The sequence below is a fragment of the Variovorax sp. genome, from assembly GCF_965279555.1.
Taxonomy (GTDB): domain Bacteria; phylum Pseudomonadota; class Gammaproteobacteria; order Burkholderiales; family Burkholderiaceae_C; genus Variovorax.
Window position 1 is genome coordinate 5015786 of sequence record NZ_OZ257247.1, and the last position, 11795, is coordinate 5027580.

The following is an 11795-nucleotide window of genomic DNA, read 5'->3' on the forward strand; positions in this document are numbered from 1 at the left end:
GCCTTTTTCAGTGACCACTCTCCGCCGGGCCCAGCCGCCCTCCTTTTCGCCCGACGAGTTTCGTGAAGCGCTCGGCATGTTCGCCACCGGCGTCACCATCGTCACCGCGCGGGCGGCCGACGGCACGCTGGTCGGCCTCACGGCCAACTCCTTCAATTCCGTATCGCTCGCGCCGCCGCTGGTGCTTTGGAGCCTGGCGCGCGCGGCCGGCTCGATGCCCGCGCTCAGCGCCGGTTCGCACTACACCGTGAACATCCTGGCGGCCAGCCAGAAGGCGCTGGCCGAGCGCTTCGCCACCAAGAACATCGACCGCTGGGCCGACGTGGCCTTCACCGAAGGCCTGGGCGGCGCGCCCGTGCTGGCCGGCGCCGCCGCGAGTTTCGAGTGCTTCAACCGCAGCCGCTACGACGAAGGCGACCATGTGATCTTCGTGGGCGAAGTGGAGCGCTGCACGCACGACACCGGCGCCTCGCCGCTGCTGTTCCACGGCGGGCGCTTCTACACGGAACACCCCTTGTGACCCTCCGCCCTGCGCTCATCTGCGTCCTGCTGCTCGCAGCGCGGGCCGGCATGGCGCAGGAAGCGGGCGGGCCGCTCAAGCAGAACTGGTTCGACGACCCTTTCTTCCAGGTGTCGGCGGGCCAGCCGGCCTGCCCGATGCCGGAGGGCCCCTTCTATACCGCCGAGGAGCGCCGCGTGCAGACCCATTCGCGGCTGGAGCGCGGCACCAGCTGCTGGCTGGCCGGCAAGTGCACCGACAGCAACGCATACCGCTACGACAAGCCGCTGGCGCCCAAGGTGCGTGCCGCGCTGCTGGCGGTGCCCGGAGTGAACAAGGGCAGCGTGTGGGTGATGATCCAGCGGCGCTGGGTGTACCTGCAGGGCTGCGTGCCCAGCGCCGCGCTGGCAAAAAGGCTGGAGCGCACCGCCCGCGCCCTGCCCGACGTCGAGGCCGTGGTGCCCGACCTGATGGTGGGCACGCGGGGCAAGCCGCCTTACCCGCTGGCTGACCGCTAGGCCATCGAGATACCTGACCCGGACGGGTAGCCTGCTGATCAATGACCGTCACGGTGACCCCTAGAAAAAACGCTGGCCCGTAACACGGGCGCAGCGACTGATCTTCGATACGCCAGACTGACGCAACGGAACAGTTTTCCTTCGGGGCAGATCCCGATGCTCTTTCGCTTCTGGGGGTGTTCATGTCCCCGTACAGTCGAAGCAGCGCAATGGGCGAGACTTCCACCGCCCCCGCGAGGCGCAGCAGAGTCTGAACGGACGGATCACGCGTCGTGCCGTTTATCAGCTTGTAGAGGCAGGATCGCGCAAGGCCCGCTTCTACTGCTACGGTCTTGAGCGTCTTTCCAAGTTCGCGGGCTCTGCGTATCAAAAGCCCGCGCATCCTCGCCTCGGCTTGGGGTTTCATTGCGGCGCAGGCGTACTGCTTCGCATGCATCGAGCTAGTGCGTATCGAGGTTGAGTACCACAACTCCGATCACGATCATGACGACACCGAGCACACGCAAGAGCGTCATCGATTCACCAAACCAAGCGACGCCGAGCGCTGCCGTCAATGCGGTACCACTACCTGCCCACACCGCGTATGCCAGCCCCACTTCCAAGTGTCTGACCGAGATCGACATCAGCCAGATTGCCGCCGCATAGGAAGCGCCAACCACCAGCGACGGAACAAGGCGCGTGAATCCATCTGCATAGCGGAGGGCGATCGTCCCTGCAACTTCTGCGGCGACGCTGGCCGCGAGCAACAGCCAGGAGAACGTTTGCGGGCACATTCAATACCTCTGTGCTCTGCATCTATACCGGATGCAGAGTTGTGCAAGGGGAAGCGGTACCCGAAACGAATGACCGAATGCTAGCGGAAGCGGCGCGCAAGCCGGCGAGGAAACCTAGAGGCGTCCCAGCCTATCGCGCAGGAAGCCATGGAAGTGCTCCATGCCTGCTTCAAGTTTCGCCTGGTATGGGCCGTACTCCGACGCAGCCCGTCTGGTTGTCTTCGATGGCTGTTCGAGATACGCACTCGAGGTTCGCACCGCCTGGTGCCATGCTCTGTAGATCGCACTGTTCCCGGGCTGCTCCAGATAGAACTCCAGAAAGGTCTTCCAGTTGTACTTGCAGTCATGCACTTGCATATGCCCGAATTAGCAGGAATCGAATTCGAGCAGCGATTTGATGGAAAGCGGCACATCGTCCAATTCGGCAATGGCATTTGTTTCACCCATGAAATGAAGGCCATTCCACGCTCTGGTTGGAAACCGCTCGAGCTGCAGACATGGCAACTCCGAGAATTTCGGCGCCGTCACGAGGACGCCAGAACTGTCATATGTCCATCTGTGCATCGGGCACGAGAGCCGTTTCGAATTGCCCCTGCCTTGAAGGATCGTCGCTTGGCGATGGCGGCAGACATTGGACTCCAGTCTGGAATTGCGATTGCCCTCCGAATGACGGAGTGTCCACCGGAGAGGACACGGCGCTCAAATCAAACCGTCCGGATTCCAGGCGGCGCTCAGCTTCCCAATGCCGACTCGTGCCAGTGCCGCAGCAGCAGCCGGCCGATAGCGCTCACCGCCAGGAAGAACACGAAGCCCAGCAACGTCGCCGCGATCACCTCGGCGAACAGCAGCGCGGTGTACATGCGCCCCTGCGCGAACACGATCTGCACGCCCAGGCCGCCTTCGGCATTGCCCGAGCCGATGATGAACTCGCCCACGATGGCGCCGATCACCGACAGCCCCGCCGAGATGCGCAGCCCCGCGAAGATGTGCGGCAGCGCGCCCGGCAGCCGCAGTTTCCAGAACGACACCAGCCCGCCCGCGCGGTGCAGCGCGAACAGCTCCGCCAGGTTGCGCGAGGTCGAGCGCAGGCCCAGCATCGTGTTGTTGATGATCGGGAAGAGCGACATGATGAAGCTCACGATCACCACCGACAGTTCGTTGTAGCCAAACCAGAGCACGATCAGCGGCGCGATCGCCACCACCGGCACGGTCTGCAGCAGCACCGCGTACGGATACAGGCTGCGCTCCAGCAGCCGCGACTGCGCCAGCACGGCAGCCCCCGCGATGCCGAGCACGATGGCCATTGCGTAGCCCAGCAGCGCCTCCTTCAGCGTCGACAGCGTCGCGCCCAGCAGCACGCCCGCGTTCTCCGCCGTGGCGGCCGCCACTTCCTGCGGCGACGGCAGCAGGTAGCCCTTGCCCTGGTAGACGGTGGCGCTCAGCAGCCACCAGAGGCCGATGGCGAGCAGCGCGACCACCAGCACGGGGGCGGCGTTGCGCGCCACGGCCACGGCGGGGGAAGAAACGGATCTTCGTGTCATCGCCGCCTCCTCACGCCGCGGCCTGCGCGTGATGCTGCGCGCGCAGCACCGCCGTCACCTGCCCGGTCAGCGCGGCGAAGCCGGCGCTGGCCCGCAGCTCGGGGGCGCGGGGGAATTCGAAAGGCACGTCGATCACTTCGAGGATGCGCCCCGGCCGCGGCGACATCACCACCACCCGGTTAGACAGGTACACCGCCTCGTGCACGTTGTGGGTCACCAACACGCCGGTGAAGCCCGCCTGCCGCCACAGCGACGACAGCTCTTCCTGCAGCACGTCGCGCGTGAGTTCGTCGACCGCGGCCAGCGGCTCGTCGAGCAGCAGCAGCCCGGGCCGCAACGCCAGCGCGCGCGCCAGCGACAGCCGCATGCGCATGCCGCCCGAAAGCTGGTGCGGATACGACTTCTCGAAGCCGGCGAGCCCCACCAGCTTCAGCGCCTCGGCCGCGCGCGGGCGGTAGCTGGCCGGCGCATGGCCTTCGAGCTCCATCAGCAGTTGCGCGTTGCGCTCCACCGTGCGCCAGGGCAGCAGCGCGGCTTCTTGGAACACGAAGGCGGTCTCTATTCCTTCAGGCCGCGTGCAGCGCCCCGTGCTCGGCGCAACGAGCCCCGCCATGATGCGCAGCAGGGTCGACTTGCCGCAGCCCGAAGGCCCGACGATGGAGACGAACTCGCCCGGGCGCAGCGCGAAGTCGACCGTGTCCAGCGCCTGCAGCCCCTCGTCCCTGCCCGTGCCGAAGCGCTTGGAAACCCCGTCCAGCCCGACGGCGGCGCCCTTGCCGCTCATGGGGCGCAGCCCGGCACCAACGTGCGGTCGTAGCCCTGCCTGGCGTCGAAGTTCGCCGGCAGGAAATTGACGCTGCGCAGCTGGCCCGCCAGCTCGTTCCAGCGTGCGTCGCTCATGCAGCCGATGCGGCCCAGGTCGTGCGAGATCAGCGTCTCGATCATTTCCTTGTTGGCCGCGTCGTAGATCTCGGGGGTGATCTGCTTGTTCATGCCGGTGATCAGCGGCTTGAGCCCCTGCGGGTTGCGCACGTAGTTGGCCCAGCCCTTCTGCACCGCCGCGATGGTGGCCTTCACCAGCGCGGGGTTCTTGCGGATCATGTCGTCGGTGGTGAACAGCACGTCGTACGGCCGGTAGCCCAGCGACGCCAGCGTGATCTGCTGCACCTGCACGCCGGCCGCGGCCATGCGCGCGGGCAGGAACAGCGAGTAACCCTGCTGCACCATCTTCGGGTCGTTGCGGAACAGGCTGAGGTCGCCGCTCACCGGGATCTCGCGGGTGCCGGCGAGCTTGTACTGCTTCTTCGTCCACTCCCAGTAGGCGTTGCCTAGGTTCACCGCGAAGGTGCGGCCCTGCAGGTCGGTGATGGACTTCACCGCCGGGTCGGCGTGATAGACCAGCGTGTAGGGCACGTAGTCCAAATGCGCGAACACCGCGCGCACCGGCGCGCCGCGCAGGCGGGCCAGCAGCACGTCGTCGGCATTGCCGATGCCGAACTCGGCCTGGCCCGAGGCCACCTGCGGAATGGTCTGGATCTTCGGGCCGCCCTGCAGCACGCTGATCTCGATGCCGGCCTCCTTGCCGAGCTTGTCCTGCTGGGCCTGCCAGTAGCCGGCCTGGTCGGGCTGGGCGAACCAGTTGCTGAGGATGCGCACTGGCTTGGGCGCGTCGGCGGCCTGTGCGGAAAGAGGCAGCACCGCCGCCAGCGCCAGCGGGATTGCAATACGAAGGGCGGAAGAAATCATGATGCGGAAGCCTCGAGCCAGGGAAGTTGCGCCGCCGTGTAGCGGAAGGTCTGGAACACGCTGTTCTGCCGGCCGGGCACGTATTTGCGCGCGGCTTCGTCTGGGTATTCGGCGAACCAGGGAATCACGTACTCCCACACCACCTCGCCGGCCGGCGTGACCTCGAACAGGCGCCCGGTGGCCGACTCGGTGACGTGCGTGTTGCCGTTGGGCAGGCGCTGGGCGCTGCCCATGTAGGCGGTGTAGAACGCGTTGACCAGTTCGTCCGCGTACTGCCACACGACCTCGTTGGAGGCCGGGTCGATTTCGAGGACGCGAGAGAACGCCACATGCTTGCCGGTGCGGAAGTTGCCGTTGTCGAAAGCAAGAATGTTGCCGTTCTCCAGCGCGACCGGCGCATGCTGGTGCGACAGCACCGACGGCGGAATGTGTAGCTTCACGGCGCCCGTGGCGCGGTCCACGCCCACGATGCCCGAGGTGGTGCGCAGGCTCATGAGCACCAACCCCTCGCGCGTCACGTCCAGGCCGTTCACCAGCGGCCAGTGGGTGCGGCCGAAGCCGGGGTGGATGGGGAAGTCTTCCGGGTCCAGGTGCTCCCAGGCCTTCCATTCCCACACCAGCTTGCCGTCGCGGTCGACCTCGCGGATCACGTCTGCGTACATCGTCTCGTCGGGGCCGTGCGCCGTGCCGCCGGGCACGCGTTCGGCAAAGCCGGGCGGCACCGGCGCGCAGCCGGCGTACAGCAGGTGGCCGTTGGCCAGCCAGCGGGCGTCGTGGTGGTGCGTCGGGTCCTGGTAGCGCCAGACGATCTCGCCCGCGGGCGTTGCCTCGTAGAAATCGCCGCCGTGCCACAGCGACCAGGCGCCGTAGATCTCGGGCGAATCGGCGTGGTTGCCGTTGTAGCCGAGGTTGCCGTTGGGCAGGATCACGGCCGCGCGGCCGGGGCGCACCGGCATCTTCCACCGGTGCGCGACGCGGCCCTCGATGTCGATCAGGTAGACGTTGCCGTCGTCGGTCTGCGGCGCGATCAGGGTGTAGCCGCCGGCGCTGAGCGCCGGGTCATGGGCGATCAGGCCGACGCCGCGGCGGCGCTGGGTGATCTGGTCTACGGTGGTGGTGGGCACGGAACGAACCTCGGGGAGATTGAAGAATGGCGCGAATGTAGGCCGCATCGCCCGTCAGGAAAATCTGTTTGTTTTGTACGGTGCGTATAGAAATTCCATACACTCCCCGGCCATGCGCGCCATCTCCCAGACCTTCCGCTGTTTCGACGAAGTGGCCCGCCGCGGCTCGGTGCGCAAGGCCGCCGAGGCGCTGCACCTCACGGCGGCCGCCGTGCACCAGCAGGTGCTCAACCTCGAGGAACAGGTAGGCACGCCGCTGTTCGACCGGCTGCCGCGCGGCATGCAGCTCACCACGGCCGGCGAGATCATGGTGGCCGCCGTGCGGCGCGGCCAGCGCGACTTCGACAACGCCCTGGCCCAGGTCGAAGACCTGCGCTCGCTGCGGCGCGGGCACATCAACCTGGCGGTGTCGCATTCGTCGGCCGAGCAGCTGGTGCCCGAGGTCATCGAGGCGGCCATGAAGCACTACCCCGGCGTGACCTACAGCGTGCGCTCCGGCAGCGGCGAGAACATCCTGAAATGGGTGGCAAACGGCGAATCGGACATCGGCTTCTGCCTGCGCCGCAAGCCGCCGCCCGGCGTGGAAGAGATCCGCGCCTTTCCCCAGCACCTGGGCCTGGTCACGCCGCCGGGCCATCCGCTCACGGCGGCCAGCAAGCTGCCGCGCCTGCGCGACTGCCTGGACCACCCGCTGATCCTCATGACGCCCGACACCGAGCTGCGCGCCATGGTCGACCAGATCGACCACCGTGAGCACCGCAAGGTGCGCCCGCTGGTGGAGACCAGCTCGGTCGCGATGGTGCGGCGCCTGGTGGCCGGCGGCACCGGCATCGGCTTTCTCATTCCCGAGAACGTGGCCGAGGACGTGGAGCGCGGCACGCTGGTGTGGACTGGCCTGGCCGACGCGGGCGCGCGCTCGTTCAGCTGCCTCTACCAGCGCGCCGGCCAGACCACGGCGGTGGCCATGGGCATGTTCCTGCAGTTCCTGGAAGCCGCGCTGCTGGCCATCGAGAAGCGCTTCGAGCGGCAGGCGCCGCTGCCGTCGCTGAACGCCTTCGCGCAATAAACGCGCCGGCGCGATACGATCATCGGATGAATTACGCGGCTTTTTTCCGCCACGACCGACTGACCGACAGCAGCGAATGATCCAGCGCAAGACCCACCTCGACTCCCTCGCCATCGGCCTCCTGATCGCCTGCTGCGCGTTCTGGGGGCTCCAGCAGATCCTCATCAAGACCACCGTGGCCGAGGTGCCGCCGATGTGGCAGGCCTCGATCCGCATGGTGGGCGCCACCGCGCTGCTGTGGCTTTGGTGCGTTTGGCGGCGGGTGCCGCTGTTCGAGCGCGACGGCACGCTGTGGCCGGGGCTCCTGGCCGGGCTGCTGTTCTCGGGCGAGTTCGCGGGCATCTACCTGGGGCTGCAGAACACCAGCGCGTCGCGGCTCACGGTGTTCCTCTACACCGCGCCCTTCTGGGTGTCGCTATTGCTGCCGCGCTGGGTGCCGGCCGAGCGGCTGCGCGGCTTCCAGTGGCTGGGCCTCTTCATCGCGTTTTCGGGCGTGGTGCTGGCCTTCAGCGAAGGCTTCGGCCACATGAGTTCGTCTCAGCTGGTGGGCGACGCCATGGGCCTGGCGGCCGGCGCGCTGTGGGGCCTGACCACGCTCACGCTGCGCACCACCAGGCTGGCCACGGCCAGCGCCGAGAAAACGCTGTTCTACCAAGTGGCGGTCACCGCGGCGATGTGCCCGCTGCTGTCGCTGGCGCTCGGCGAGCATTGGGGCTTCGCCTATTCAGCCGGGGCCTGGACCTCCATCGGGCTGCAGACCGTGATCGGCGCCTTCGCGAGCTACCTCACCTGGATGTGGCTGCTGCGGCACTACCCGGCCACGCAGATGTCGTCCTTCACCTTCCTCACGCCGCTGTTCGCGCTGGTGTTCGGCGTGGTGGTGCTCAAGGAGCCGCTCACGGCGCAGCTGATCGTGGCGCTGATCGGCGTGGCGCTGGGCATCGTGCTGGTGAACCGGCGGCCTGCGGTACAACGCAACGCATGAACGGCAAGACCATGAACTTCCAGCCGGTGCTCGACGAGATCGTCGCCACCCTGCGCCCGCAGATCGACCAGGGCTGCCCCGGCGGCACCGTGGCCAGCTACATCCCGGCGCTGGCGCGCATCGACGCGCGGCAGTTCGGCATCGCGCTGCGCACCTGCGACGGCACGGAAGCCGGCGCGGGCGACTTCGAGACGCCCTTCTCCATCCAGAGCGTGTCCAAGCTCTTCACGCTCACGCTGGCCATGCAGCGCATGGGCGACGCGCTGTGGGAGCGCATCGGCCGCGAGCCCTCGGGCAATCCGTTCAACTCGCTGGTGCAGCTGGAAAACGAACAGGGCAAGCCGCGCAACCCGTTCATCAATGCCGGCGCCATCGCGGTGGCCGACCGGCTGGTGAGCCAGGCCAAAGCCAAGGGCGGCAGCGCCAAGGCCGACATCCTCGCGCTCATGGCCAGCCTGTGCGGCGAGCCCATCGCCTTCGACGACGAGGTGGCGCAGTCGGAAGCCGACACGGGCTTTCGCAACATCGCGCTGGCCAATTTCATGAAGAGCTTCGGCAAGATCGACAACGACGTCGCCACCGTGCTCGACACCTACTTCCACCAGTGCGCGCTGCGCATGAGCTGCCGCCAGCTGGCGCGCGCCGCCGCTTTCCTGTGCCGCGACGGCGCGCACCCGGTCGACGGCCAGCCCGAGATCACCGGCGAGCGGCAGACCCGCCGCATCAACTCGCTGATGCTCACCTGCGGCACCTACGACGCGGCCGGCGACGTGGCCTTCTCGATCGGCCTGCCCTGCAAGAGCGGCGTGGGCGGCGGCATCGTGGCCGTGGTGCCCGACAAGCTCACGCTGTGCGTCTGGTCGCCGGCGCTCGATGCCACCGGCAACTCGCTGCTGGGCATGAAGGCGCTCGAATTGTTCGTGGCGCGCACGGGTCTGTCGGTGTTCTGAGCGACGTTGCGCCTCAGGCCGCGGCCGCCACCGGCGCCGTGGCCAGGCAGCCCATGCCTTCGAGCGATGCCTCGACCGCCTCGTCGAGCGGCGTGTGCGGCTCGCGGCCCAGCAAGGCCACCAGCTTGGCGTTGTCCATGCCCACGGGCGTCTGCCACAGGTAGCGCATCTCGCGCATTTCACGGAAGGTCGCGACGAAGGGCGAGGCCAGCGTCAGCAGCCACCACGGGAAGGCAGACACCCGCGCCTCGGCGCCGGTGCGGCGCGTCACCGCCTTGCGGATGGCGCCGCTCATGCGCGTGCCGTCGGCATCCCAATGGCCGGCCATGTGAAAGCGCGCGAAGGGCTCGAGCCGGTCGCGCCGGGCCAGCAGTTCGACCATGGTGCGCGCCACGTCCGGCAGGTACGACCACTGGTGGCCGATGCCGGCGCGGCCGGGGTAGCTCACCGCCTTGACCGGCTGCCCCGCCTTCACCAGCCCCTGCGAGAACCAGTTGTTGCCCGCCCTGGGACCGAAGAAGTCGCCGGCGCGCACGATCAGCACGCGGGCACCTTCGCGGCTCGCGTCCTCGAGGCGCTTTTCCATCTCGACGCGGATCGCGCCCTTGCGGGTGACCGGATGCTGCGGCGACGTTTCGGCCAGCAGCGGAAAGGCGTCGGGGCCGAAGTTGTAGACCGTGCCGGGCAGCACGATGGTCGCGCCCTCGGCCTTGGCGGCGGCGACGGTGTTGTCGAGCATCGGCAGCACCAGCCGCGACCAGTTGCGGTAGCCCGGCGGGTTGACCGCATGCACGATGACCGCACAGCCCCTGGCGGCCTGCCGCACGGCTTGGGCGTCCATCGCGTCGCCGGCCAGCCAGGTGATGCCATCGCGCTTTCCTTCGGTCGCGCCGCGCTTCAGTGCGCGCACCTCCCAGCCCGCGTCGCGCAGCTGTCGGGCCACCTCGCCGCCGATGCCGCCCGTTGCGCCAAGAACCAGAACCGTGTTGTCGTTGCCGTGTGCCATGAATGCTCCAGAACAGTTGTCGATGGATGAATTCTGGAACCGGGATGGTTCAATTGGAATTGCCTAACATGAGTCACCAGCTATACATTTATGTATGACTTCGAACATCGGCTGGGAGCTCTATCGCTCCTTCCTAGGCGTGCTGCGCGAGGGCTCTCTCTCGGGCGCGGCGCGCGCGCTGGGCATCACCCAACCCACGGCCGGGCGCCACGTGGCGGCGCTTGAAGAAGCGCTGGGCGTGGTGCTCTTCACCCGCTCGCAGGTCGGGCTGCTGCCCACCGAGGTGGCGCTGGCGCTGCGCACGCACGCCGAGGCCATGGAAAGCACCGCCGCATCGCTTCAGCGCGCCGCCAGCAGCCAGGGCGAAGGCGTGCGCGGCGTGGTGCGGGTGTCGGCCAGCGAGGTGATCGGCGTCGAGGTGCTGCCGCCCATCGTGGCGCGGCTGCGCGAGGAGCACCCGGCGCTGAAGGTCGAGCTGGTGCTGACCAACCGCTTACAAGACCTGCTGCGGCGCGAGGCCGACATCGCCGTGCGAATGGTGCGCCCCCGCCAGGAACAGCTGGTGGCGCGCCGCATCGGGAACATCGAGCTTGGCTTTCATGCGCATCGCGACTACCTCGCGCGCCACGGCACGCCGCGCCGGCTCGATGAACTGGCCGGCCACGCGGTGATCGGCTACGACCAGCCCTCGGCCTTCGTGCGCAACGCGGGCAAGTCGCTGCCGGGCTACAGCCGCGACAGCTTCTCGCTGCGCACCGACAGCGACCTGGGACAGATGGCGCTCATTCGCGCCGGCGCGGGCATCGGCGTGTGCCAGGTCGGCCTGGCCCGGCGCACCGAGGCGCTGGTGCGGCTGATGCCGCGCGCCCTGGCGCTCAAGCTCGACACCTGGGTCACCATGCACGAAGACCTGCGCAACAGCCCGCGCTGCCGCGCCGCCTTCGACGCATTGGCCGAGGGACTGCAACAGTACGTTGACGGCCAGGAAGACGCCGGCGCGCGGGGGACAATGGCCCGCGCAAGCAAACAGGCCTCCGAATGACAGAACCGAACGAATCCGACACCCTCCCCCTGCAGGAAGCCCGCCTCTGGCGCGACGACACCTGGACCGCCCGCGTCATCAAGAACGAGGAAGACGACGGCTGGGCCGTCGAGATGACCCGCCACGGCGACCCCGAACCGGCCCTGGTCGGCCCCTGGACCATGGGCCGCGACAAGAAGAACCCCAAGCCGCTGGACGGCCCCGCCTTCTCCACGCTGGTGAAGACCGCCGCCGAGGTGATCCGCCGCCACGAGCAGCAACTGCACGCCACGCTCAACAAGAGCGTGACCGTCACCGCGCGCAACGACCAGCGCGTGCGCGTGGCGCTGGCCATCGTGCCCGACGAGGACAACCCCTCGGCCACGCTCAGCGCCTACGACGATGCCGACGACTCCGAGCTCGCCAGCGTGAGCGTGTCGCCCGCCTTCAGGCTCACGGCCGCAAGCGCCAGCGCATGGATCGAATCGGGCTACGCGCGCCCGCGCTGAGCGCGGATAACACATGAAACGCGATCTCGCCAATTAGCGAAACAGCGTATGTTCATG

14 protein-coding genes and 1 pseudogene are annotated in these 11795 nt (G+C 67.9%); 7 read left to right on the forward strand and 8 right to left on the reverse strand.

Going from position 1 to position 11795, the window contains the following annotated elements; translation table 11 throughout:
• The first annotated feature begins 10 nt into the window (after window positions 1-10).
• Together ACQY8B_RS23420 and ACQY8B_RS23425 are read left to right on the forward strand one after the other, a co-directional pair.
• Window positions 11-520, forward strand: a complete 510-nt coding sequence (locus tag ACQY8B_RS23420; protein ID WP_422088898.1) for a flavin reductase family protein — start codon at window positions 11-13, stop codon at window positions 518-520.
• Complete coding sequence (locus ACQY8B_RS23425) at window positions 517-1017, forward strand: BON domain-containing protein (RefSeq protein WP_422088899.1); 501 nt, start codon at window positions 517-519, stop codon at window positions 1015-1017. Before ACQY8B_RS23420 ends, ACQY8B_RS23425 begins: the two co-directional genes overlap by 4 nt.
• 271 nt (window positions 1018-1288) lie before the next feature.
• Here ACQY8B_RS23425 and ACQY8B_RS23430 read toward each other — a convergent pair.
• The 7 genes and pseudogenes from ACQY8B_RS23430 to ACQY8B_RS23460 form a co-directional block, all read right to left on the reverse strand.
• Window positions 1289-1453: pseudogene (locus ACQY8B_RS23430) on the reverse strand (hypothetical protein); the annotation flags it as partial.
• A gap of 4 nt (window positions 1454-1457) precedes the next feature.
• Complete coding sequence (locus ACQY8B_RS23435; RefSeq protein WP_422088900.1) at window positions 1458-1790, reverse strand: DMT family transporter; 333 nt, start codon at window positions 1788-1790, stop codon at window positions 1458-1460.
• A 366-nt stretch (window positions 1791-2156) separates the two neighbouring features.
• On the reverse strand, window positions 2157-2432 hold the full coding sequence (locus ACQY8B_RS23440; RefSeq protein WP_422089100.1) for a Rieske 2Fe-2S domain-containing protein: 276 nt from the start codon (window positions 2430-2432) through the stop codon (window positions 2157-2159).
• Window positions 2433-2521: 89 nt separating this feature from the next.
• A complete protein-coding gene (locus ACQY8B_RS23445; RefSeq protein WP_422088901.1) occupies window positions 2522-3331 on the reverse strand; it encodes an ABC transporter permease in 810 nt (269 codons plus the stop codon).
• A 10-nt stretch (window positions 3332-3341) separates the two neighbouring features.
• Window positions 3342-4115, reverse strand: coding sequence for an ABC transporter ATP-binding protein (locus ACQY8B_RS23450; protein ID WP_422088902.1), 774 nt, complete (start codon window positions 4113-4115; stop codon window positions 3342-3344).
• Entirely contained in the window at window positions 4112-5077 is a 966-nt protein-coding gene (locus tag ACQY8B_RS23455) for an ABC transporter substrate-binding protein (protein WP_422088903.1), read from the reverse strand. Before ACQY8B_RS23455 ends, ACQY8B_RS23450 begins: the two co-directional genes overlap by 4 nt.
• Window positions 5074-6201, reverse strand: a complete 1128-nt coding sequence (locus ACQY8B_RS23460; protein WP_422088904.1) for an aryl-sulfate sulfotransferase — start codon at window positions 6199-6201, stop codon at window positions 5074-5076. Before ACQY8B_RS23460 ends, ACQY8B_RS23455 begins: the two co-directional genes overlap by 4 nt.
• A 112-nt stretch (window positions 6202-6313) precedes the next feature.
• Between ACQY8B_RS23460 and ACQY8B_RS23465 the strand changes: the two genes are divergently transcribed.
• The 3 genes from ACQY8B_RS23465 to ACQY8B_RS23475 all read left to right on the forward strand — a co-directional run bounded on the left by ACQY8B_RS23465 (window position 6314) and on the right by ACQY8B_RS23475 (window position 9202).
• A complete protein-coding gene (locus ACQY8B_RS23465; RefSeq protein WP_422088905.1) occupies window positions 6314-7267 on the forward strand; it encodes a LysR family transcriptional regulator in 954 nt (317 codons plus the stop codon).
• Window positions 7268-7343: 76 nt separating this feature from the next.
• Window positions 7344-8252 carry a DMT family transporter gene (locus ACQY8B_RS23470; RefSeq protein ID WP_422088906.1) on the forward strand — a complete coding sequence of 303 codons (909 nt, stop codon included), beginning with the start codon at window positions 7344-7346 and terminating at the stop codon, window positions 8250-8252.
• A complete protein-coding gene (locus ACQY8B_RS23475) occupies window positions 8249-9202 on the forward strand; it encodes a glutaminase (RefSeq protein WP_422088907.1) in 954 nt (317 codons plus the stop codon). The genes ACQY8B_RS23470 and ACQY8B_RS23475 overlap by 4 nt, the downstream gene beginning before the upstream one ends.
• A 13-nt stretch (window positions 9203-9215) precedes the next feature.
• Here the strand turns inward: ACQY8B_RS23475 and ACQY8B_RS23480 are convergent, their stop codons facing one another.
• Window positions 9216-10208, reverse strand: a complete 993-nt coding sequence (locus tag ACQY8B_RS23480; RefSeq protein ID WP_422088908.1) for an SDR family oxidoreductase — start codon at window positions 10206-10208, stop codon at window positions 9216-9218.
• Window positions 10209-10302: 94 nt separating this feature from the next.
• Between ACQY8B_RS23480 and ACQY8B_RS23485 the strand changes: the two genes are divergently transcribed.
• Together ACQY8B_RS23485 and ACQY8B_RS23490 are read left to right on the forward strand one after the other, a co-directional pair.
• The gene (locus ACQY8B_RS23485) at window positions 10303-11250 is read left to right on the forward strand and encodes a LysR family transcriptional regulator (protein WP_422088909.1); all 948 of its coding nucleotides are present in this window, start codon (window positions 10303-10305) and stop codon (window positions 11248-11250) included.
• Window positions 11247-11738 (forward strand): hypothetical protein, encoded by a 492-nt coding sequence (locus ACQY8B_RS23490; protein ID WP_422088910.1) that lies wholly within the window; start codon window positions 11247-11249, stop codon window positions 11736-11738. The genes ACQY8B_RS23485 and ACQY8B_RS23490 overlap by 4 nt, the downstream gene beginning before the upstream one ends.
• Window positions 11739-11795 lie beyond the last annotated feature (57 nt).